Raw genomic sequence first — 23,174 nt, 5'->3', positions numbered from 1 at the left:
TGCAGCACCCCTCGCCCCGCACTTGACTCGTTCTTCGCGGAACCTGCGGAAATCCGCGGAATCCTGGCGGTACGCGCACGCGTGCGGGAAGAGGTGCCCACGATGCTTTCGGCCAAGAGTCTGTTCCAGGAGATCCTCGCCGACGACGAGTCCTTCGCCCTGTTCTGCTCCATCGCCGCGAGCGGCGAGTCCCAGGGCGGCTGGGAGAACGCGCGTATTGCCGCGCTCGTCCCCGAGAGCGAACGCGAACTCGCCCCCAAGATCACCCGGCACGGTGCCGACGAGGACAAGCACGGCCGGATCTTCAACGCCCTGCTGAAGAAGCGCGGCCTGGACCCCGTCCCGGTCCCGCCGGAGACCGACTACACCATGCTGCTGGAGAAGAACGGCATCGGCCTCGCCCACGAGCAGCTGAGGCGCGACGAGCGGCTCACGGTTCAGGACATCGTCACCTACCTCTCGCACAGCAGGGTCACCGAACAGCGTGCCTCGGAGCAGATGGACCTGCTCCGCAAGCACTTCGCGGATCACCCCGACATCGGCCGCGCGGTCAAGCAGATCTCCAACGACGAGGACAACCACCTCGCCTACTGTCACGAGGAGCTGCTGCGCTTCGCGTACGCGGGCCACGGCCGGTTCATCCAGCGGACCCTGCGCGCATGCGCGCAGGCCGAGATCCGGATCTACCGGGACGTCAGCCTCGCGGTCATGGCGAACATGGGGCGCATCCTCGGCTGGTCCAGGGCCAAGTCGGCGGTGCTGGCGGCGGGCATCCACGCGATGTACGCCTACGAACGGCTGGGCGGCTGGCGCCGGATGGTGTCGCTGAAGACACCCGAGCGCCGCAACGCCCTCGGCGGACCCGCGTCCGCGGAACCCGAGTTCGCCTGAGCCGGCCCGCCTACAGCCACCCCCGGCGCTTGAACAGCCGGAAGACCATCATCTCCAGGACGGCCATCAGAACGATCAGCGCCGGATAGGACCAGACCCAGTGCAGCTCGGGCATGTGCTCGAAGTTCATGCCGTAGATCCCCGCGAACATCGTGGGGATCGCGGCCATGGCCGCCCACGCGGAGATCTTCCGCATGTCGTCGTTCTGCCGGACGCTCATCTGCGCCAGATGCGCCGAGAGGATGTCGGACACCAGCCGGTCCAGGTTCTCCACGGACTCGTTCACGCGCGTGAGGTGGTCGCTGACGTCGCGGAAGAACGGCCGGGCCCGGTCGTCCGCGAACGGCACCGCGACACCGTACGGGGCCGTTCCCGCCAGCCGGCTCATCGGCAGGGCCAGCGGCCCGGTCGCCCGGCGGAACTCCAGGACCTGCCGCTTGAAAGTGTAGATCCGGGACGCGGTGTTCCGCGATCCGCCGCCGTCCGGTGAGAAGACCTCCGCCTCCAGCTCCTCCAGGTCGGTCTGCAACTCGGTCGCCACCTCCAGGTAGTGGTCGACGGTCGCGTCGGCGACCGCGTACAGAACGGAGGTCGGCCCGTTGCCCAGCAGCTCCGGTTCCTGCTCCAGCCGACTCCGTACGGCCTTGAGCGGGGCGCCCTCGCCGTGCCGGACGGTCACCACGAACGAGTCGCCCAGGAAGATCATGATCTCGCCGGTGGAGACGGCGTCGCTCTGCGGCTCGTACGCCACCGGCTTCAGCACCACGAACAGCGAGTCGTCGTACACCTCCAGCTTGGGCCGCTGGTGGGCCTTGAGGGCGTCCTCGACGGCCAGCGGATGCAACCCGAACTCCCGGGCGACATGCCCGAATTCACGTTCCGTGGGCTCGTGCAGCCCGATCCACACGAAACCGCCCGCCGCGCGGGCCTCTCCCAGGGCTTCGGAGAAGTCCTCGGGCCCCTCCGACCGGTGTCCGTCGCGGTAGATGGCACAGTCGACGATCACGAAACGAGTCTCCCGTCACTCGAACGACACCGCACGCGTGCGTGCGCCTACGCTGGACCGCATGCCCACGTTGATCCTGGTCCGGCACGGACGTTCCACCGCCAACACCGAGGGACTGCTCGCCGGCTGGACACCCGGCGTCGCCCTCGACGGGCGCGGCGCCGAGCAGGCCGCCGCACTGCCCGGGCGACTGGCCGAACTGCCCCTCGCCGAGATCGTCACCAGCCCGCTCCAGCGCTGCCAGGAGACGATCCGGCCCCTGCTCCGGGCCCGGCCGGAACTGACCCACCACACCGACGAGCGCATCGGCGAGTGCCACTACGGCGACTGGTCCGGACGCAAGCTCGCCGAGCTCAAGGACGAGCCCCTGATGGAGGTGGTGCAGGCGCACCCGTCCGCCGCGGCGTTCCCCGGCGGGGAGTCCATGCGGGCGATGCAGACGCGCGCCGCCGAGGCCGTACGCGAGTGGAACGCGCGCGTGGAGCGCGACCACGGCGCCGACGCCGTCTACCTCATGTGCTCGCACGGCGACATCATCAAGTCTCTCGTCGCCGACGCACTCGGACTTCATCTGGACCTCTTCCAGCGGATTTCTGTTGAACCGTGTTCCATCACCGCGATCCGCTACACACGACTGCGGCCGTTTCTCGTCCGCCTCGGTGACACCGGGAACTTCACGTCCCTCGTGCCGCGCGAGGAACCGCCGGGCGACGAAGCCCAAGTCGGGGGTGGTGCGGGCGCACCGTGATCGTCCGCCGCAGTAGGGTGAAGCGGTCGCAGCAGTGCCGTGGTCACACGGTTCCCACGATTCCAATGGAGACAGGACGTGTCCCGTCAGGTGTTCCTCTACGACCATCCGGAGCGTTTCGTGGCCGGCACGGTCGGACTGCCCGGGCGCCGTTCGTTCTTCCTCCAGGCTTCCGCCGGCACCCGGGTGACCAGCGTGGCCCTGGAGAAGACCCAGGTCGCAGCGCTCGCCGAACGCATGGAAGAACTGCTCGACGAGGTGGTGCGCCGCAGTGGCGGCAGCGCTTCCGTCCCCGCCGTCGTACCGTCGGAAGTCCATGACACCGCCCCGCTGGACACCCCCATCGAGGAGGAGTTCCGGGTCGGCACCATGGCGCTCGCCTGGGACGGCGACGAGCAGCTCATGATCGTCGAGGCGCAGGCGCTCGTCGAACTCGACGCCGAGTCCGAGGAGGACCTCGCCGAGGCCGAGGAACGACTGCTCCAGGACGAGGAGAACGGGCCCCCGATGCTGCGGGTCCGGCTCACCGGCGCGCAGGCGAGGGCCTTCGCCAAGCGCGCCCTCGACGTCGTCAACGCGGGGCGGCCGCCGTGCCCGCTGTGCAGTCTCCCGCTCGACCCGGAAGGACACGTATGTCCGCGCCAGAACGGATACCGCCGCGGAGCGTGACGCCTCCTCCGGACCCCGCCGAGCTGCTCGCCCGGGGCGAACTCACCGTGCGCGGACGCATCCGCGAGGCGTCCAACGCGGCCCTGTACTGCACGGTGTCGTACGACGGCGGGGAAGCGGCCTGCATCTACAAGCCGGTCGCCGGTGAGAGACCCCTGTGGGACTTCCCCGACGGGACGCTCGCCCAGCGCGAGGTCGCCGCGTACGAGGTCTCCGAGGCGACCGGCTGGGGCCTGGTCCCCGTCACCGTGCTGCGGGACGGCCCCTACGGCCAGGGCATGTGCCAGCTGTGGGTCGAGGCGGTGCCCGACCAGGAGCTGCTCGCCCTGGTCGACGGGGAGGAGCCGGAGCCGGGCTGGAAGGCGATCGGCTTCGCCGAGGTCGGCGAGGGACGCACCGCGCTGCTCGTGCACGCCGACGACGTGCGGCTGCGGCGGCTCGCGGTGCTCGACGCCGTGCTCAACAACGCCGACCGCAAGGGCGGGCACCTGCTGCCCACCGGCGAGGGCCGGCTGTACGGCATCGACCACGGGGTGACCTTCAACGTCGAGAACAAGCTGCGGACCCTGCTGTGGGGGTGGGCGGGGGAGCCCCTCACCCCGGAGGCGGCCGGCGTCCTCGAAGACCTCAGGACGGACCTGGCCGAGGGCGGGGCCCTCGCCGCGCGGCTCGAACCGCTGATCACCGGTGCCGAGATCGAGGCCACACGCGAGCGGGTCGGCGCTCTGCTCGCCTCGGGGAGGCATCCGGAGCCGAGCGGGGAATGGCCGGCGATTCCCTGGCCACCCGTGTAGCAGCACATACGTCGCGCTCCCGCAAGAGCGCCTTCTCGGCCGTCCGGCCCGCTCCCATTCGTATATGGAACTTCAGTCCGGTTAGGCTCAAGGCATGCATGCCTGGCCCGCTTCCGAGGTCCCCGCCCTGCCTGGTCAGGGCCGCGACCTGAGGATCCACGACACCGCGACCGGCGGCCTCGTCACCCTCGACCCCGGTCCCGTCGCCCGTATCTACGTCTGCGGCATCACCCCGTACGACGCCACCCATCTGGGACACGCGGCGACCTACAACGCGTTCGACCTCGTGCAGCGCGTGTGGCTCGACACCAAGCGGCAGGTTCACTACGTCCAGAACGTCACCGACGTCGACGACCCGCTCCTTGAGCGGGCGCAGCGTGACGGCCTCGACTGGGCCGCGCTCGCCGAACGGGAGACGGCCCTCTTCCGCGAGGACATGACGGCCCTGCGCATGCTGCCGCCGCGGCAGTACATAGGCGCCGTCGAGGCGATACCGGGGATCGTCCCGCTCGTCGAGCGGCTGCGGGACCTGGGCGCGGCCTACGAACTCGAAGGCGACGTCTACTTCTCCGTCGAGTCCGACCCGCACTTCGGCAAGGTCTCGGGGCTGGACTCCGCGGCGATGCGGCTGCTGTCCGCGGAGCGCGGCGGCGACCCGGACCGGCCGGGCAAGAAGAACCCCCTCGACCCGATGCTGTGGATGGCGGCCCGCGAGGGCGAGCCCAGCTGGGACGGCGGATCGCTCGGGCGCGGACGGCCGGGCTGGCACATCGAGTGCGTGGCCATCGCCCTCGATCACCTCGGCATGGGCTTCGACATCCAGGGCGGCGGCTCCGACCTCGCCTTCCCGCACCACGAGATGGGCGCCTCGCACGCCCAGGCACTCACCGGCGAGTTCCCCATGGCCAAGGCGTACGTGCACGCCGGCATGGTCGCCCTCGACGGCGAGAAGATGTCCAAGTCCAAGGGCAACCTGGTCTTCGTCTCCAAGCTGCGGCACGACGGCGTCGACCCGGCCGCCATCCGGCTCGCGCTGCTCGCCCACCACTACCGCGCCGACTGGGAGTGGACCGACCAGGTCCTCCAGGACGCCGTGGACCGGCTCGGCCGCTGGCGGGCCGCCGTGTCCCGGCCCGACGGGCCGCCGGCCGAGGCGCTCGTGGAGGAGATCCGCGAGGCCCTCGCGAACGACCTGGACGCCCCGGCCGCGCTCGCCGCGGTCGACCGCTGGGCCGCGCTCCAGGAGGAGAGCGGCGGCACGGACCCGGGCGCGCCGGGCGTCGTCTCGCGCGCGGTGGACGCGCTGCTGGGCGTGGCTCTGTAGCCGAGAACAGTCAGAGGGGCGTCTCCTGCTCGGGAGACGCCCCTCTGGCGTACCGGTGGTGCGGCGCGGCGGTTGCGGGAGGCCGCGCGGCCTCCGTCGACCGACCTGCGCCGGCCACCCCACGGACGCGTGGCGTCGCCGCCCGGGCGGCCGACTCCCTCTCGCCCCGCCCGCCGTCCGCGGACGCCGCCGACGGCTTGAATGTCCCGGGGCGGTTGGGGTTGCGGGTCGGCTCTGGGCGTCGCGGTGGGGTGCTCGTGTCTGGGTCCGGTGGGTGCGGACCCGGAGGTCGTCGACGCCTTGCGTGTCCCCCGGGGTGGTGGGGGGGGCGCGGGTCGGCTCCGGGCGTCGCGGTGGCGTGCTTGTCTCTCGGTCCGGTCGGCGTCCGCCCGCCGGACGCGTCGACGGCCCGGGCGGCGGGGGCGGGCTGGGGCCCCCGCGCCCCGGGCTCAGTCCTCCGACGACTCGTCGTCGTCCGTGCCGCTCGGCTTGGGCGGCTTCGGCGGGCGGGTGCGGCCGCTGGGGTTGTCCCGCAGGTAGGACGTGCTGTCGCTGCCGTCCGCCGTGGCGTGTCCGCCGGAGGCGGTCGGTCCGCCGCCGTCCCGGCGCCGCAGGTAGCGCTCGAACTCGCGGGCGATCGCCTCGCCGGACGCCTCCGGCAGCTCGGCGGTGTCCCGGGCCTCCTCCAGCGACTGGACGTACTCGGCGACCTCGCTGTCCTCCGCGGCCAGCTGGTCCACGCCGACCTGCCAGGCCCGCGCGTCCTCGGGCAGCTCGCCCAGCGGGATGCGCACGTCGATCAGGTCCTCCAGCCGGTTCAGGAGGGCCAGCGTGGCCTTCGGGTTCGGCGGCTGGGACACGTAGTGCGGCACCGCCGCCCACAGCGAGACGGCCGGCACACCCGCGTGGGTGCACGCCTCCTGGAGGACCCCGACGATGCCCGTGGGGCCCTCGTACTTGGTCTCCTCCAGATCCATGCGGCGGGCCAGGTCCGGGTCGGACGTCGTCCCGCTGATCGGCACCGGGCGGGTGTGCGGGGTGTCGCCCAGCAGGGCGCCCAGGACGACCACCAGCTCCACACCCAGTTCGTGCGCGAAGCCGAGCAGTTCGTTGCAGAACGAACGCCACCGCATGGACGGTTCGATACCCCGGACGAGCACCAGGTCGCGCGGCTTCTCACCGCCGACCCGGACCACCGACAACCTTGTCGTCGGCCAGGTGATCTTGCGGACGCCCGCTTCCATGAACACCGTGGGGCGGTTCACCTGGAAGTCGTAGTAGTCCTCGGCGTCCAGCGCCGCGAACACTTCGCCCTTCCACTCCCTGTCCAGATGCGCGACCGCGGTGGAGGCGGCGTCGCCGGCATCGTTCCAGCCCTCGAACGCGGCCACCATGACCGGGTCGACCAGCTCGGGAACCCCCTCGAGCTCGATCACCCAGCGCCTCCTTCCGACGTACCCTCGCGTACGCCCCAACCTTACGGCGTGCCAAGGGGGCGTCCGCAGCCCCCTCGCAGGGGGAGTGACCCCATCACTGCCCCGCGAACCACCCCTGAACACCCCGGATCCATCCGAGCGGTGAGTGAGGCCCGGGTCACAGCGTGGAGCGGAGCCACTGCTCGACGCTCGCGATGTGCACCGTCGCCCACGAGCGCGCCGCCTCGGCGTCCCGGTCGCGCAGCGCGGCGAGGATCGCCCGGTGCTCGCGCAGGGTGCGGACGACGGCGTCCTCCTGGGTGAGGCCGCGCCAGATCCTGGCCCGGGTGGTCGGCCCCGAGAGCCCGTCGAGCAGCGAGCACAGCACGGAGTTGCCCGAGCTCTGCACGATGCCCCGGTGGAACTCCAGGTCGCAGGCGACGAGGTCCTCGACGGACGGGGCGTCGCCGAGCTTGTCCAGCTGGGACGTGAGCGCGTCCAGTTGCTGCTCGCTGATCCGCAGGGCCGCCATGGCCGTCGCGGCCGGCTCCAGGATGCGGCGTACGGCCAGGAACTCCAGGACCGTGTCGTCGCGGTGGAAGTCCACGACGAAACTCATGGCTTCCAGCAGGAGTTGAGGGTCGAGACTGGTCACGTACGTGCCGTCGCCCTGCCGCACGTCCAGGATCCGGATGAGGGACAACGCGCGTACGGCCTCCCGCAGGGAGTTGCGGGACAGGCCGAGGTCGGCGGCGAGTTCGCTCTCCTTGGGCAGCCGGTCGCCCGGCCGCAGCGCGCCGGAGACGATCATGCCCTTGATCTTCTCGATCGCCTCGTCGGTGACTGCCATGGCCGGCCTCCTGTCGCTTAAGACCTCCGACGTATCACGTCATTATGCGGGGAGGAACACGCGGAGGGGGCGGCTCCGTCGGCGTGGAACCGCCCCCTCGTACGGGCCCGCGGGCCCCGCGTACCTGCCCTACTTCTTGTCGAGCAGGTCCTGGACCTTGGCGCGGACGTCGTCCGTGGCCAGGCCGCGGATGGTCAGCGTCGTCCGGCGGCGCAGCACGTCGTCCTGCGTCTCGGCCCACTCGTGGTCCCGCGCCCAGACGACCTGCGCCCAGATCTCCGGGGCGTCCGGGTGGACGCGCGCGGCCAGCTCCGGGTTCTCGTTGGCCAGCCGGGCGATGTCGAAGGCCAGCGAGCCGTAGTGCGTGGCCAGGTGCTTGGCGGTGTCGGCCGCCATGCGCGGGCCGGGTGCCGGGCGGTCGGTCAGCAGCCGGTGGGCGACCGCGCGCGGGTTGGCGATGCCGGGCAGCGGCAGCTTCTTCGGCAGCGAGCTGATCGGCTCGAAGTCGTCGCCCAGGGGGTGACCCGGCAGCGACTCCAGCTTCTGCATCACCGTACGGCCGATGTGACGGAAGGTGGTCCACTTGCCGCCCGCGACGGACAGCATGCCGCCCTTGCCCTCGGTCACGACCGTCTCGCGCTTGGCCTTGGCGGTGTCGCCGGGGCCGCCCGGCAGCACCCGCAGGCCCGCGAAGGCGTAGGTGATGAGGTCGCGGCTCAGCTGCTGGTCGCGGACGGAGAAGGCGGCCTCGTCGAGGATCTGGGATATGTCCTGCTCGGTGACCGAGACGTCCGCCGGGTCGCCCTCGAACTCCTCGTCGGTGGTGCCGAGGAGCAGCATGTCCTCCCAGGGGAGGGCGAAGGTGATGCGGTACTTGTCGATCGGGGTGGCGAGCGCGGCCTTCCACGGGGAGGTGCGCTTCAGGACCAGGTGGGCGCCCTTGGACAGGCGGATGGAGGGCGCCGCGTTCGGGTCCTCCATCTTCCGCAGGTGGTCGACCCACGGGCCGGTCGCGTTCAGCACCAGCCGGGCGTTGACGCCGAACTCGTCGCCGGACAGACGGTCCTTCAGCTCGGCGCCCGTGACCCGGCCCTGCGTGAAGCGCATGCCCGTCACCTCGGCGTGGTTGAGGACGACGGCACCCGCCTCGACGGCCGCGCGGACCGTCATCAGCGCCATGCGGGCGTCGTTCATCTGGTCGTCGCCGTACACGGCCACGGCCTTGAGGTTCTCGGTGCGCAGCTCGGGCACGTCCTGCGCGGCCTTGGCCGGCGAGAGCAGGTGGCCGACGCCGTCACCGAAGGCCGACAGCGCGGAGTAGGCGAAGACGCCCGCCCCGAGCTTCGCCGCGCCGTGCGGCCCGCCCTTGTAGACGGGCAGGTAGAACGTGAGCGGGTTCGCCAGGTGGGGGGCCACCTGGCGGGAGACCGCACGGCGCTCGAAGTGGTTCTCCGCCACCAGCTTCACCGCGCCGGTCTGCAGGTAGCGCAGACCGCCGTGGAGCAGCTTGGAGGAGGCAGAGGACGTGGCACCGGCGAAGTCGCCGGCGTCGACCAGAGCCACCCTGAGGCCGGACTGCGCGGCGTGCCAGGCGGTGGAGATGCCCAGGATGCCGCCGCCGATCACGAGAAGGTCGTACGACGCCTTGGCGAGCTGCTCCCTGGTCTCGGCTCGGCTCGGGTTCGAGCCGGAGGCCGGGTGCGTCCCCAGGGCAGGCACGGACTGCAGGGTGGACTGACTGGTCATGCTGTTTCTTACTCCTCGTCCTCGAGCCAGCCCATGGTCCGCTCGACGGCCTTGAGCCAGTTCTTGTACTCACGGGCGCGGGTGTCCGCGTCCATGCGGGGGGTCCACTCGGCGGCCCGGCGCCAGTTGGCGCGCAGGTCGTCGGTGCTGTTCCAGAAGCCGACGGCGAGGCCGGCGGCGTAGGCGGCGCCGAGGCAGGTGGTCTCGGCGACCATCGGGCGCACCACGGGGGCGTCCACGAAGTCGGCGAGGGTCTGCATCAGCAGGTTGTTGGAGGTCATGCCGCCGTCGACCTTCAGGGCGGCCAGCTCGACGCCGGAGTCCTTCGTCATGGCGTCGGCGATCTCGCGGGTCTGCCAGGCGGTCGCCTCCAGCACGGCACGCGCCAGGTGCGCCTTGGTGACGTACCGGGTCAGGCCGGCGATCACACCGCGGGCGTCGGAGCGCCAGTACGGGGCGAACAGGCCGGAGAAGGCCGGCACGAAGTAGGCACCGCCGTTGTCCTCCACCGACAGCGCGAGCGTCTCGATCTCGGCGGCGGTGGAGATCAGGCCCATCTGGTCGCGCATCCACTGCACCAGCGAGCCGGTGACGGCGATCGAGCCCTCCAGGGCGTAGACCGTGTCCTGCTCGCCGATCTTGTAGCCGACGGTGGTCAGCAGGCCGCTGTAGGAGTTGATGATCTTGTCACCGGTGTTCATCACCATGAAGGTGCCGGTGCCGTAGGTCGACTTGGTCTCGCCCTCGGAGAAGCAGGTCTGGCCGAACAGGGCCGCCTGCTGGTCGCCGAGCGCGGAGGCGACCGGGATGCCGCCGAGCAGGTCGCCCAGCTTGCCGCCCGTGATCTCGCCGTAGACCTCGGCGGAGGAGCGGATCTCCGGCAGGACCTGCGGCGGGACGCCGATGGACTCGCAGATCTTCTCGTCCCACTGCATGGTGTGCAGGTTCATGAGCATGGTGCGGGAGGCGTTGGTGACGTCGGTGACGTGCTTGCCGCCGTTGACACCGCCGGTCAGGTTCCAGATGACCCAGGTGTCCATGGTGCCGAAGAGGATGTCGCCCGCCTCGGCGCGCTCCTTCAGGCCGTCGACGTTGTCGAGCAGCCAGCGGGCCTTGGGGCCGGCGAAGTAGGAGGCGAGGGGGAGGCCCGTCTCGCGGCGGAAGCGGTCCTGGCCGACGTTGCGGCCGAGCTCGCGACAGAGGGCGTCGGTGCGGGTGTCCTGCCAGACGATGGCGTTGTGGACGGGCTCACCGGTGTTCTTGTCCCACAGCACGGTCGTCTCGCGCTGGTTGGTGATGCCGATGGCCTTGATGTCGTCACGGGTGATGCCGGCCTTCTGGACGGCTCCGGCCACGACCTCCTGGACGTTGGTCCAGATCTCGTTGGCGTCGTGCTCGACCCAGCCCGGCTTCGGGAAGATCTGCTCGTGCTCCTTCTGGTCGACGGAGACGATGCGGCCGTCCCGGTCGAAGACGATGCAGCGGCTGGAGGTGGTGCCCTGGTCGATGGCGGCGATGAAGGGGCCGGCGGTGTGCGCGTCGGTCACTGTGTGCTCCTGATAATTCCGGGTTTAAGGGGCTTTACGTACGGCGCGTGCTGGAAGTTTCGCGTCGGGCGCGAGGATCGCTCCCGTCGCTCCTAGGCGAACGCGACGTTGTAGATGCCCGCCGCGATGGCGCCGCCGAGCAGCGGACCCACCACGGGGACCCAGGCGTAGCCCCAGTCGGAGCCGCCCTTGTTGGGCAGGGGCAGGAGGGCGTGCACGATGCGCGGACCGAGGTCACGGGCCGGGTTGATCGCGTAGCCCGTCGGGCCGCCGAGGGAGAGGCCGATGGACACCACCACGAGGGCGGTGACCAGCGCGCCCAGGGTGCCGAGGCCGTTGCCCTTGTCGTTCAGGCCCTGGGTGAGCACGGCGAGCACCAGCACGACGGTGCCGATGACCTCCGTGGCGATGTTCTGCCAGGCGACGCGGACCTCGGGGCCGGTGGAGAAGACGCCCAGCACGGGGCCGGCGCCCTTCTCCTGGGCCTCGACGGCCTTGGCCGTGGTGTCCTGAGCACCCGGGCCGCCGACGATCTCGCGGTCGGTGAGGTGCGCGTGGAACTGACCGTAGTAAGCGATCCAGACCAGAGCGGCACCGATCATGGCGCCGAGGACCTGTCCGGCCCAGTAGACCGGGACGTTCTTCCAGTCGCCGTCCTTGATGGCGATGGCCAGCGTCACGGCCGGGTTCAGATGGGCGCCGGAGAGCGGCGCCGAGGTGTAGACCGCCGTGAGCACCGCGAAGCCCCACCCGAAGGTGATGGCGAGCCAGCCGGCGTTGCGGGCCTTGGAAGCCTTCAGCGTGACGGCGGCGCAGACGCCGCCGCCGAGGAGGATGAGTATGGCGGTACCGATGGTCTCGCCGATGAAGATGTCGGAGCTGGACACCCGCGACTCCTTTGTCTTACGTCCAGGGAAGTTCGATACCGGCCTGGCTGTCACACTCTAGCGCTTATTGCCGGTAGCTGTTCGACAATGTCGACCGATGGACGGGAGTCTTGCTTCGGCGTTACGAGCACGTCAAGGGCTGTGAACTCGATAACCTGATCGTTACTGATCGCCGCCGCTCGATGATCTTCGCCGCCGGTGAACGCGGACATGCCGGTGCGGACATGCCGAGGACCGGGACGCCGTACGACGTCCCGGTCCTCGGCAGGTGCCGATGTGTGCCGTCAGAACCGGCCGGCGCCCAGATCCCGCGACACCGCGCGGGCGCAGTCCCGTACCGCCGCGATCAGCTCGGGGCGCAGCGCGCCCTCCTCGTCGGACCGGCACAGCCGCTCCACGGCGCCGGTGATGCCGACCGAGCCGACCGGCATGCGCCGCCGGTCGTGGATGGGGGCGGCCAGGGACGCGACGCCCTCCCAGGTCTCCTCCACGTCCGCCGCGTAACCACGCGCGCGTGTCAAGTCGAGGATGCGTTCGAAGTCCTCCGGCTCGCACACGGTGCGGTCGGTGAACGCCTTGCGGTCGGCCTCCAGGGCCTCGCTGTGCGCCACGGGGTCGTAGGCGGACAGCACCTTGCCCAGCGCCGTGGAGTGCAGCGGCTGCATGGCGCCGATCTCCAGGACCTGCCGGCTGTCGTCGGGCCGGAAGACGTGGTGCACGATCAGTACGCCCTGCTGGTGCAGGACGCCCAGATAGACGCTCTCCCCGCTGGAGCGGGCCAGGTCGTCGGCCCACACCAGGGCGCGCGCCCGCAGCTCGTGCACGTCGAGGTAGGTGGTGCCGAGGCGCAGCAGCTCGGCGCCCAGCTGGTAGCGGCCGGAGGCGTCGTCCTGCTCCACGAAGCCCTCCTGCTGGAGGGTGCGCAGTATGCCGTGGGCGGTGCCCTTGGCCAGGCCCAGCGACGAGGCGATGTCCGACAGACCGAGCCGTCGCTCGCCGCCCCCGAGCAGCCGCAGCATCGCGGCCGCCCGTTCGAGCGACTGGATGTTCCGTGCCATCGCCGTACTGCCTCCGTCCCCTTCGAACGCCGACCAGCGGCGTCCGCAGCCCTCGTTCGGCAATGTCGAACACTACCGGTCGTTGTCGACCTCTCGCTAATGGCGGGTCACCATTTGTTGCGCCAACGGGCCGAAATGCGTTGCATCTGAGGGTCCGCCGGTCCGGTGCCGCGGCAGGTCCGCGGCGTGTTCCCGCCGGCACCGTCCGCCCCGTGGACGCCCTGCCCATCCCGGGCGACTCCCGGTTAGGCTGGCGCCGTGCGCCCTTCCCCCGGGGATCGCCTCCGGGTGTCCGGGAAGCCGCATAGCCGACAGCCGTCGCATTTGAGGGAGCCCTTACATGGCCTCGTTGCCACCGACCCCTTCCGCCGACAGCCGGACCCGTGTGTCCGCCCTCCGAGAGGCCCTGGCCGCCCGTGTGGTCGTGGCCGACGGTGCCATGGGCACCATGCTCCAGTCCCAGGACCCGACGCTGGAGGACTTCCAGAACCTCGAGGGCTGCAACGAGATCCTGAACCTCACGCGGCCGGACATCGTCCGTTCGGTCCACGACGCGTACTTCGCGGTGGGCGTCGACTGCGTCGAGACCAACACCTTCGGCGCCAACCACACGGCCGCGGCGGAGTACGAGATCGCCGACCGCGTGCACGAACTGTCCGAGGCGGGTGCCCGGATCGCCCGCGAGGTGGCCGACGAGTACGCCGCCCGGGACGGCCGGCCCCGCTGGGTGCTCGGCTCGGTCGGTCCCGGCACCAAGCTGCCCACGCTCGGCCACGTCACCTACAGCACCATCCGCGACGGCTACCAGGCCAACGCCGAGGGCCTGCTCGCGGGCGGCGCGGACGCGCTGCTCGTGGAGACCACGCAGGACCTGCTCCAGACCAAGGCGTCCGTCCTGGGCGCCCGCCGGGCCATGGAGGCCACCGGCGTCGAGGTGCCCCTGCTCTGCTCGATGGCCTTCGAGACCACCGGCACCATGCTGCTCGGCTCCGAGATCGGCGCGGCCCTGACCGCGCTGGAGCCCCTCGGCATCGACATGATCGGCCTGAACTGCTCCACCGGCCCCGCCGAGATGAGCGAGCACCTGCGCTATCTGACGCGCCACTCGCGCATCCCGCTGCTGTGCATGCCGAACGCCGGTCTGCCCATCCTCACCAAGGACGGCGCCCACTTCCCGCTCGACCCCGAGGGCCTGGCCGACGCCCAGCAGAACTTCGTACAGGACTACGGCCTGTCCCTGGTCGGCGGCTGCTGCGGCACCACCCCCGAGCACCTGCGCCAGCTGGTGGAGCGGGTTCGGGACGTCACCCCGAGCGAGCGCAGCCCCGAGCCCGAGCCGGGTGCCGCCTCGCTCTACCAGTCCGTGCCGTTCCGGCAGGACACCTCCTACCTGGCCATCGGCGAGCGCACCAACGCCAACGGCTCGAAGAAGTTCCGCGAGGCCATGCTGGAGGCCCGCTGGGACGACTGCGTGGAGATGGCCCGCGAGCAGATCCGTGAGGGCGCGCACATGCTCGACCTGTGCGTGGACTACGTCGGCCGCGACGGCGTCGCCGACATGGAGGAACTGGCCGGCCGCTTCGCCACCGCCTCGACCCTGCCGATCGTGCTGGACTCCACCGAGGTCGACGTCATCCAGGCCGGTCTGGAGAAGCTCGGCGGCCGCGCGGTGATCAACTCGGTGAACTACGAGGACGGCGACGGCCCGGAGTCCCGCTTCGCCAAGGTCACCGCCCTCGCCAAGGAGCACGGCGCCGCCCTCATCGCGCTCACCATCGACGAGGAGGGCCAGGCCCGCACCGCCGAGAAGAAGGTCGAGATCGCCGAACGGCTCATCGACGACCTCACCGGCAACTGGGGCATCCACGAGGAGGACATCCTCGTCGACTGCCTGACCTTCACCATCTGCACCGGCCAGGAGGAGTCCCGCAAGGACGGCATCGCCACCATCGAGGGCATCCGCGAGCTGAAGCGGCGCCACCCGAAGGTGCAGACCACCCTCGGCCTGTCCAACATCTCCTTCGGCCTCAACCCGGCCGCCCGCATCCTGCTGAACTCCGTCTTCCTCGACGAGTGCGTCAAGGCGGGCCTGGACTCGGCCATCGTGCACGCCAGCAAGATCCTCCCGATCGCCCGCTTCAGCGAGGAGGAGGTGCAGACGGCCCTGGACCTCATCCACGACCGCCGCGCCGAGGGCTACGACCCCCTCCAGAAGCTCATGCAGCTCTTCGAGGGCGCCACCGCCAAGTCCCTCAAGGCCGGCAAGGCCGAGGAGCTGGCCGCCCTGCCGCTGGACGAGCGCCTGAAGCGCCGCATCATCGACGGCGAGAAGAACGGCCTCGAGGCGGACCTGGACGAGGCCCTCCAGGAGCGGCCCGCCCTCGACATCGTCAACGAGACCCTGCTGGACGGCATGAAGGTCGTCGGCGAGCTGTTCGGCTCCGGCCAGATGCAGCTGCCGTTCGTCCTGCAGTCCGCGGAGGTCATGAAGACCGCCGTCGCCCACCTCGAACCGCACATGGAGAAGACCGACGAGGCCGGCAAGGGCACCATCGTCCTCGCCACCGTCCGCGGCGACGTGCACGACATCGGCAAGAACCTCGTCGACATCATCCTGTCCAACAACGGCTACAACGTCGTCAACCTGGGCATCAAGCAGCCGGTCTCCGCGATCCTGGACGCCGCCGAGGAGCACAAGGCCGACGTCATCGGCATGTCCGGCCTCCTGGTCAAGTCCACCGTGATCATGAAGGAGAACCTGGAGGAGCTGAACCAGCGCGGTCTGGCGGCGAACTTCCCGGTCATCCTCGGCGGCGCCGCGCTCACCAGGGCGTACGTCGAGCAGGACCTGCACGAGATCTACCAGGGCGAGGTCCGCTACGCCCGCGACGCCTTCGAGGGCCTGCGCCTGATGGACGCCCTGATCGGCGTCAAGCGGGGCGTGCCCGGCGCCAAGCTCCCCGAGCTGAAGCAGCGCCGCGTCCGGGCCACCGCCTCGGCCGCCGTGGAGGAGCGCCCCGAGGAGGGGCACGTCCGCTCCGACGTCGCCACCGACAACCCCGTCCCCGAGGCACCCTTCCAGGGCACCCGCGTGATCAAGGGCATCCAGCTCAAGGAGTACGCGAGCTGGCTCGACGAGGGCGCCCTGTTCAAGGGCCAGTGGGGCCTGAAGCAGTCCCGCACCGGCGAGGGGCCCTCGTACGAGGAACTCGTCGAGACCGAGGGCCGGCCCCGGCTGCGCGGACTGCTCGACCGGCTCCAGACCGAGAACCTGCTGGAAGCGGCCGTGGTCTACGGCTACTTCCCGTGCGTCTCCAAGGACGACGACCTGATCATCCTGGACGAGCAGGGCAACGAGCGCACCCGCTTCACCTTCCCGCGCCAGCGCCGGGGCCGCCGCCTGTGCCTGGCCGACTTCTTCCGCCCGGAGGAGTCCGGCGAGACGGACGTCGTGGGCCTCCAGGTCGTCACCGTAGGCTCCCGCATCGGCGAGGAGACCGCCCGGATGTTCGAGGCCAACGCCTACCGTGACTACCTCGAACTGCACGGGCTGTCCGTGCAGCTGGCCGAAGCGCTCGCCGAGTACTGGCACGCGCGCGTGCGCTCCGAACTCGGCTACGCGGGCGAGGACCCGGACGAGATGCAGGGCATGTTCGAGCTGAAGTACCGGGGCGCCCGCTTCTCCCTCGGCTACGGCGCCTGCCCCAACCTGGAGGACCGCGCCAAGATCGCCGACCTGCTCCAGCCGGAGCGCATCGGCGTCCACCTGTCCGAGGAGTTCCAGCTGCACCCCGAGCAGTCCACGGACGCCATCGTGATCCACCACCCGGAGGCGAAGTACTTCAACGCCCGCTGAGCGGTCCCGGGGACACCACGGGCCAAAAAGAGGCGCTTCGGCCGCACACGACGTAGACTGGTCGGTCCACCGCAGGCCGGTTCCCTTCATGGGAGCCGGCCTGAACGTCCCTCAAGGAGGTACGTGGATGACCAGTACGGTCCCCGCGCTCGGAACCCGCACGGCCGAGGGCTCCGCCCTGCAGGCGGTACTCCTCGACATGGACGGCACTCTGGTGGACACGGAGGGCTTCTGGTGGGACGTCGAGGTCGAGGTCTTCGCCTCCCTCGGCCACACGCTCGACGAGTCCTGGCGCCACGTCGTGGTCGGCGGCCCCATGACCCGCAGCGCGGGCTTCCTGATCGAGGCCACCGGCGCCGACATCCCCCTCGAAGAGCTCACCGTGCTCCTGAACGACGCCTTCGAGGACCGCATCGGCGGCGCCCTGCCGCTGATGCCGGGCGCCGGCCGCCTGCTGGCCGAGCTGTACGAGTACGAGATCCCCACGGCGCTGGTCTCCGCTTCGCACCGGCGCATCATCGACCGGGTGCTGAAGTCACTGGGGGCGCACCACTTCGGCCTGACGGTGGCCGGTGACGAGGTGCCACGCACCAAGCCCCACCCCGACCCTTACCTGCTCGCCGCCGCCGGGCTCGGCGCGGACCCGGCCCGCTGCGCCGTCATCGAGGACACCGCGACCGGGGTCGCCGCCGCCGAGGCAGCGGGCTGCCACGTCGTGGCGGTGCCCTCCGTGGCCCCCATCGCCCCGGCCCTGCGCCGTACGGTCGTCACCTCACTCGAAGAGGTCGACCTGACATTTCTGCACGGTCTGATGACGGAAATGCGCTAGCCGTTCACCCAGCGTGCAGCGGAGTTAGGACGACAATTTCGCAGATGAATTCGACCGTCTCCGAGCGGTCGAATTACCGGACTCCGGAACCCGTTTGTGGTGTGACGTTCCCCACGCGGGCCGGGGTCGACAGTGGACCCGGCGTGTGCTTCAAGGGGCCACTGACGTGTCCTTGTGTCCCGATTGGTGGACCGCTGTACCAAAGCTTCCGCCATCGGGTTTTCGGTGCGTCCGCGCCCGGTTCCGCAGCGTGATGGGCCCTCAACTCCGATGGCTGCGAACCCTCCTGCGGGCGCGCACTAATCTCGATGCGAGAACATCGCCCCACCCCCCGTGATCCGCTGCGCCACCCCTGCATGCCGGGTACACGGAGTCGACAGCTCTGGAGAAACTCGAGCATGAACCGCAAGACTTTGGTGCTGCCGGCCGTGATCGGCCTGCTCGCGCCGGTGCTCGCCGCCTGCGGCGGGTCCGACAGCGGGAGCGACGACGGCAGCGCGATCGTCGTCGGCACCACGGACCGGTTCACCGCCTCGAAGGACGCCCCCGCGCCCCTCGACCCGGCGTACGCCTACGACGTCGGCACCTGGAACATCCTGCGCCAGACCGTGCAGACCCTGATGATCCAGCCGCGCGGCGAGGGCGAGCCCGTACCGGAGGCCGCCGAGCGCTGCGGATTCACCGACACCGGCAACGAGCGCTACGCCTGCACCCTGCGCGACGGCCTGAAGTTCGCGAACGGCGACCCCGTCACCGCGGCCGACGTCAAGTACTCCATCGACCGCGCGCTCTCCCTCAAGGCCGACAGCGGGGTGTTCGCGCTGCTGTCCACCATCGACACCGTGGAGACGGAGGGTGACCGCGACGTCATCTTCCACCTCAAGACCGCCGACGCCACCTTCCCGTACAAGCTGTCGACTCCGGTCGCCGGCATCGTCGACCCCGACGAGTACCCGAAGAGCAGGCTGCGCGACGGGTTCGACCTCGACGGCTCCGGCCCGTACACCCTCAAGGCCGACGTCGAGGACGACGAGCTGGTCAAGGCCGAGTTCACCCGGAACCCCCACTACAAGGGGAACCTGAAGGTGAACAACGACAAGGTCGACATGGTCTCCTACAAGGACGCCGACGAGATGAGCACGGCGCTGGACAAGGGCGACATCGACCTGATGACCCGCACCATGTCCCCCGAGCAGATCCGCAAACTCTCGGGCGACGCGGACACCGGCGTCGACCTCGTCGAGATGCCCGGCCTGGAAATCCGCTACCTGGGCTTCAACACCGACGCCCCGACCGTGAAGTCCAAGGCCGTGCGCCAGGCGATGGCCCAGGTCGTCAACCGCAGCGAGCTGGTCTCCAAGGTCTACGGCTCCCAGGCCGAGCCGCTCTACTCGCTGGTCCCGGCCAGCGTCACCGGCCACTCCAACTCGTTCTTCAACAAGTACGGCGACCCGAACGTCACCAAGGCCCGTGCCCTGCTGAACCAGGCGAACATCACCACCCCGGTGAAGCTGACGCTGCACTACACGACCGACCACTACGGTCCGGCCACCAAAAAGGAGTTCGAGGTCCTGCGCGACCAGCTGAACTCCAGCGGCCTGTTCGACGTGAGCATCAAGGGCACGCCGTGGGACACCTTCCGCCCGGCCGAGAAGAAGGGCGAGTACGACGTCTACGGCATGGGCTGGTTCCCCGACTTCCCGGACGCCGACAACTTCCTCGCGCCGTTCCTCGACAAGGACAACACCCTCGGCTCGCCGTACGACAACAGCCAGATCCGGAACACCCTGATCCCCGAGTCCCGTCGTGAGGCGGACCGGCTGTCCGCCTCCACCAGCCTGACGGACATTCAGGATATCGTCGCCGCAGACGTGCCCGTGCTGCCGCTGTGGCAGGGCAAGCAGTACGTCGCCGCGCGCGACGACATCACGGGGACCGCCTACGCGCTCAACTCCGCCTCGACGCTCCAGCTGTGGGAGCTCGGCCGCGGTGTGAGCGGCTGACGGACCCCTGGAACCCCGGGCCCCTGACCGCGGTCCCGGGGAACCGTGCCCCGGAGCCAGGGACATGCTCCGGGTGTTCTCGAGAACCGACGACAAGGCACACACGTGAACATACGCAACCAGTGGCCGGTACTGCCCATCGTGGCGGGTCTCGCCTCCGGCCTGCTGACCGGCTGTGGCGCGGAGAGCGGGGACTCCGCGGGGGAAGGATCCAACGTGGTGGTGGGGATGTCCGACGACGTCCTGGCCACGGACCCGGCCTCCGGCTACGACCCCGGCTCCTGGCTGTTGTTCAACAACGTCTTCCAGTCGCTGCTCAGCTTCCCCAAGGGCGCCACCGAGCCCCAGCCGGAAGCCGCCGAGAGCTGCGCCTTCACCGACACGCAGAGCTCGGTCTACCGGTGCACGCTGAAGGACGGCCTCAAGTTCAGCAACGGTGACGAACTCACCTCCGAGGACGTCAAGTTCTCCTTCGACCGCACGCTGAAGATCAACGACCCCGACGGGCCCGCGGTCATGTTCCCCACGCTGGACGAGGTCGAGACCCCGGACCAGAAGACGGTCGTCTTCCACCTCAACACGTCCGACGCCACCTTCCCCAGCAAGATCGCCTCCGGTGCCGGCTCCATCGTCGACCACAAGGAGTACGACGCGGGCAAGCTGCGCAAGGACGGCCAGGCCGTCGGCTCCGGCCCCTACAAGCTCGACTCCTTCGACGACGGCCAGGCCGTCTTCTCCGTCAACGAGAACTACAAGGGCACCGCCAAGGTGAAGAACACCGGCGTGACGCTGAAGTTCTTCGACGGCGACCAGACCGCCCTGAAGCAGGCCATCCAGAACGAGGAGGTCGACATCGCCTACCGCGGCCTCACCGCGGGCGACGTCGCCGACATGGAGAAGGCCGACGACGGCACCGGCACCGAGGTCGTCGAGGGCAGCAGCGCCGAGGTCCAGCACCTGGTGTTCAACATGGACGACCCGGTCGCCGGAAAGCTCGGCGTCCGCAAGGCCATCGCGCACCTGCTCGACCGCGAAGCCCTCATCAAGAACGTCTACCAGGGCACCGCGACCCCGCTGTACTCGATCATCCCGGCCGGCATCGCGGGCCACAACACGGCCTTCTTCGACACCTACGGCGCCCGCCCCTCCACGTCCAAGGCCGAGGCCGCGCTGCGCGCCGACGGCATCACCGGCAAGGTGAAGCTGACCCTCTGGTCGACCCCGTCCCGCTACGGCCCGGCCACCGACCAGGAGCTGAACGCCATCGCCGACCAGCTCAACGCCAGCGGCCTGTTCGACGCCACCGTCAAGTCCGTCCCCTTCGGCCAGTACGAGAAGGACATCGCCGCCGGCAAGTACGGCGTCTACGTGAAGGGCTGGGTGCCCGACTACCCGGACGCCGACAACTTCACCGCCCCGTTCTTCGGCCAGGGCAACGTGCTGGGCAACAACTACGACAACGGCACCATCACCGGAACGCTCATCCCGCGTACCGCCGCCACGACCAACCGCGCCTCCACCGACAAGGAGTTCGGCGAGCTCCAGGACATCGTCGCCGACGAGGTGCCCGTCCTGCCGGTGTGGCAGGCCAAGCAGTACGCGGTCGTCCGCGAGGGCGTCTACGGCCTGGAGTACTGCCTCGACGCGTCGACCGTGTTCCGCTTCTGGGAGCTGAGCAAGGACGCCTGACGCACACGCGTGAAAGAGGGCGCCCCCCGTTCCGACGGGGGGCGCCCTCACGCTTTTCCAGGGGTCACTGCGCTCCGGGGCGCACCAGTCCGCTCTCGTACGCGTACACCGCGGCCTGCACACGGTCGCGCAGGCCCAGCTTGGTGAGCACATGCCCGACGTGCGTCTTGACGGTGGTCTCGCTGACGAACAGGTCGGCGGCGATCTCGGCGTTGGACAGCCCGCGCGCCACCAGCTTCAGCACCTCGACCTCGCGGTCGGTGAGCGTGTGCAGCGTGTCCGGCACCGGCTCGTCGCCGGACGGCAGATGCGTGGCGTACTTGTCGAGCAGGCGCCTGGTGATGCTGGGCGCGAGCATGGCCTCACCCGCGGCCACGACCCGGATCGCCTGCACCAGCTCGTCGGCCGGGGCGTCCTTCAGCAGGAAACCGCTGGCACCGGCGCGCAGGGCCTCCACCACGTACTCGTCGAGGTCGAAGGTGGTCAGCACCAGGACCTTCGCCGGGCCGTCCCGCCCGGGACCGGTGATCTGCCGGGTCGCCTCCACACCGTCCATCCGCGGCATGCGGATGTCCATCAGAACCACATCGGGCTGTAGCGCACGCACCTGGTCGAGTGCCTGCAGTCCGTCACCGGCCTCCCCGACGACCGCGAGGTCCTGCTCGGCCTCCAGGATCATCCGGAAGCCGGTACGCAGCAGCGGCTGGTCGTCGACCAGTAGGACGCGGATGGCCACGTAAGTCTCCTTCGCTAGTCCGGCCCCATTCTGCCCTGCGCGGGGCCGCCGGACTCAGCCGCCCTCACCGGCGTGGCCGGCCGGACCGACCGGCGACGGCAGAGGCTCCCGGACCCCGATCCGCAGCGGGTAGGGCGGGGGAGTGCCGCCGAACTCGGGGCAGTGGGCCTGGTGGTCGCACCAGCCGCACAGCTTCGTGGGGCGCGGCCGCCAGTCGCCCGACTCGGTCGCCTGCCGGATCGCCTCCCACAGCGCCAGCAGCTTGCGCTCGACCCGCTCCAGATCGGCGAGGACAGGGTCGTACGTCAGCACCTCGCCGCTGCCGAGATAGACCAGCTGGAGCCGCCGCGGCACGACGTTCTTCAGCCGCCACACGACGAGGGCGTAGAACTTCATCTGGAACAGCGCACCCTCGGAGTACTCGGGCCTGGGTGCCTTGCCCGTCTTGTAGTCGACGATCCGGACCTCGCCGGTGGGAGCCATGTCGACCCGGTCGATGATCCCGCGCAGCCGCAGCCCGGACTCCAGCTCCGCCTCCACGAACAGCTCCCGCTCGGCCGGCTCCAGCCTGCTGGGATCCTCCAGCGTGAACCAGCGCTCGACGAGCCGCTCCGCCTCGCCCAGCCAGCGCGCCAGCCGCTCGCCCTGCGGATCGTCGGCGAACAGCTCCACGACCTCCGGCCGGGTCTCGCGCAGCCGGTCCCACTGCCCCGGGATCAGCGACTTCGCCCGGGGCGCCGTGCGCTCGGCGGCCGGGGCGTCGAAGAGCCGCTCCAGGACCGCGTGCACCAGCGTGCCCCGCGTCGCCGCCTCGCTCGGCTTCTCCGGCAGCCGGTCGATCACCCGGAAGCGGTACAGCAGCGGGCATTGCATGAAGTCACTGGCACGCGAGGGTGACAGCGAGGCGGGCGGCACGGCGCTGGGCACGCTCTCCGTGGTGGTCACGGCCTCGGTCGCAGTCCCCTCCTCCGCCGCCGCGTCGATGACCGCCTCCACGGGCCCGGCCGCGACCGGCGGATCCGCCGCCGCGGCAGGGCTGCTGTCGGGCTGCGCCGCGCCCTCGGTGCTCGTCTCCATGCCCCAGACCATACGGCCCGCCACTGACAGTGACCCAGCCGCGGTGAAC

General features: G+C 70.3%; 17 protein-coding genes and 1 pseudogene. 9 read left to right on the top strand and 9 right to left on the bottom strand.

What is annotated here, in order from left to right; translation table 11 throughout:
- Positions 1-102: 102 nt before the first annotated feature.
- Positions 103-891 (top strand): ferritin-like domain-containing protein, encoded by a 789-nt coding sequence (locus ABEA82_RS28870; protein ID WP_345664609.1) that lies wholly within the window; start codon positions 103-105, stop codon positions 889-891.
- Between the two features lie 10 nt (positions 892-901).
- Here the strand turns inward: ABEA82_RS28870 and ABEA82_RS28865 are convergent, their stop codons facing one another.
- A complete protein-coding gene (locus ABEA82_RS28865) occupies positions 902-1,897 on the bottom strand; it encodes a magnesium and cobalt transport protein CorA (protein ID WP_345664608.1) in 996 nt (331 codons plus the stop codon).
- Positions 1,898-1,958: 61 nt separating this feature from the next.
- Between ABEA82_RS28865 and ABEA82_RS28860 the strand changes: the two genes are divergently transcribed.
- The 4 genes from ABEA82_RS28860 (at position 1,959) to mshC (ending at position 5,432) form a co-directional block, all read left to right on the top strand.
- The gene (locus ABEA82_RS28860; RefSeq protein WP_003989143.1) at positions 1,959-2,645 is read left to right on the top strand and encodes a histidine phosphatase family protein; all 687 of its coding nucleotides are present in this window, start codon (positions 1,959-1,961) and stop codon (positions 2,643-2,645) included.
- Positions 2,646-2,723: 78 nt separating this feature from the next.
- Complete coding sequence (locus ABEA82_RS28855; RefSeq protein WP_345664607.1) at positions 2,724-3,314, top strand: DUF3090 domain-containing protein; 591 nt, start codon at positions 2,724-2,726, stop codon at positions 3,312-3,314.
- Positions 3,278-4,108 (top strand): SCO1664 family protein, encoded by an 831-nt coding sequence (locus ABEA82_RS28850; RefSeq protein ID WP_345664606.1) that lies wholly within the window; start codon positions 3,278-3,280, stop codon positions 4,106-4,108. Before ABEA82_RS28855 ends, ABEA82_RS28850 begins: the two co-directional genes overlap by 37 nt.
- A gap of 94 nt (positions 4,109-4,202) precedes the next feature.
- Positions 4,203-5,432: a cysteine--1-D-myo-inosityl 2-amino-2-deoxy-alpha-D-glucopyranoside ligase gene (mshC, locus tag ABEA82_RS28845; protein ID WP_345664605.1), complete on the top strand. Its 1,230-nt coding sequence runs from the start codon at positions 4,203-4,205 to the stop codon at positions 5,430-5,432.
- 449 nt (positions 5,433-5,881) lie between these two features.
- On the opposite strand, the gene ABEA82_RS28840 is transcribed toward mshC, so the two are convergent.
- The 6 genes from ABEA82_RS28840 to ABEA82_RS28815 all read right to left on the bottom strand — a co-directional run bounded on the left by ABEA82_RS28840 (position 5,882) and on the right by ABEA82_RS28815 (position 12,935).
- Positions 5,882-6,868: a PAC2 family protein gene (locus ABEA82_RS28840; RefSeq protein ID WP_345664604.1), complete on the bottom strand. Its 987-nt coding sequence runs from the start codon at positions 6,866-6,868 to the stop codon at positions 5,882-5,884.
- Between the two features lie 157 nt (positions 6,869-7,025).
- Positions 7,026-7,697, bottom strand: coding sequence for a FadR/GntR family transcriptional regulator (locus tag ABEA82_RS28835; protein ID WP_345664603.1), 672 nt, complete (start codon positions 7,695-7,697; stop codon positions 7,026-7,028).
- A 129-nt stretch (positions 7,698-7,826) separates the two neighbouring features.
- Positions 7,827-9,443 (bottom strand): glycerol-3-phosphate dehydrogenase/oxidase, encoded by a 1,617-nt coding sequence (locus ABEA82_RS28830; protein WP_345664602.1) that lies wholly within the window; start codon positions 9,441-9,443, stop codon positions 7,827-7,829.
- An 8-nt stretch (positions 9,444-9,451) separates the two neighbouring features.
- On the bottom strand, positions 9,452-10,990 hold the full coding sequence (glpK, locus tag ABEA82_RS28825; protein WP_345664601.1) for a glycerol kinase GlpK: 1,539 nt from the start codon (positions 10,988-10,990) through the stop codon (positions 9,452-9,454).
- Between the two features lie 92 nt (positions 10,991-11,082).
- Positions 11,083-11,877, bottom strand: coding sequence for an MIP/aquaporin family protein (locus ABEA82_RS28820; RefSeq protein ID WP_345664600.1), 795 nt, complete (start codon positions 11,875-11,877; stop codon positions 11,083-11,085).
- Positions 11,878-12,161: 284 nt separating this feature from the next.
- The gene (locus tag ABEA82_RS28815; protein ID WP_345664599.1) at positions 12,162-12,935 is read right to left on the bottom strand and encodes an IclR family transcriptional regulator; all 774 of its coding nucleotides are present in this window, start codon (positions 12,933-12,935) and stop codon (positions 12,162-12,164) included.
- A 340-nt stretch (positions 12,936-13,275) separates the two neighbouring features.
- Between ABEA82_RS28815 and metH the strand changes: the two genes are divergently transcribed.
- From metH to ABEA82_RS28795, 4 genes are all read left to right on the top strand, one after another.
- On the top strand, positions 13,276-16,791 hold the full coding sequence (gene metH, locus ABEA82_RS28810; RefSeq protein WP_345664598.1) for a methionine synthase: 3,516 nt from the start codon (positions 13,276-13,278) through the stop codon (positions 16,789-16,791).
- A 127-nt stretch (positions 16,792-16,918) separates the two neighbouring features.
- Positions 16,919-17,620, top strand: coding sequence for an HAD family hydrolase (locus ABEA82_RS28805; protein ID WP_345664597.1), 702 nt, complete (start codon positions 16,919-16,921; stop codon positions 17,618-17,620).
- A gap of 398 nt (positions 17,621-18,018) precedes the next feature.
- A complete protein-coding gene (locus ABEA82_RS28800) occupies positions 18,019-19,623 on the top strand; it encodes an ABC transporter substrate-binding protein (protein ID WP_345664596.1) in 1,605 nt (534 codons plus the stop codon).
- Between the two features lie 105 nt (positions 19,624-19,728).
- The gene (locus tag ABEA82_RS28795) at positions 19,729-21,312 is read left to right on the top strand and encodes an ABC transporter substrate-binding protein (protein WP_345664595.1); all 1,584 of its coding nucleotides are present in this window, start codon (positions 19,729-19,731) and stop codon (positions 21,310-21,312) included.
- A 64-nt stretch (positions 21,313-21,376) separates the two neighbouring features.
- On the opposite strand, the gene ABEA82_RS28790 is transcribed toward ABEA82_RS28795, so the two are convergent.
- Positions 21,377-22,048, bottom strand: a complete 672-nt coding sequence (locus ABEA82_RS28790) for a response regulator (RefSeq protein WP_345664594.1) — start codon at positions 22,046-22,048, stop codon at positions 21,377-21,379.
- A gap of 14 nt (positions 22,049-22,062) precedes the next feature.
- Positions 22,063-23,125, bottom strand: a pseudogene (locus tag ABEA82_RS28785) (RecB family exonuclease).
- Positions 23,126-23,174: the final 49 nt, after the last annotated feature.

It is taken from the genome of Streptomyces venetus, from assembly GCF_039540295.1.
In the GTDB taxonomy this organism is placed as follows: domain Bacteria; phylum Actinomycetota; class Actinomycetes; order Streptomycetales; family Streptomycetaceae; genus Streptomyces; species Streptomyces venetus.
The sequence above is the reverse complement of the archived record's forward strand: the minus strand, read 5'-3'. Positions and strand labels throughout refer to the sequence as shown.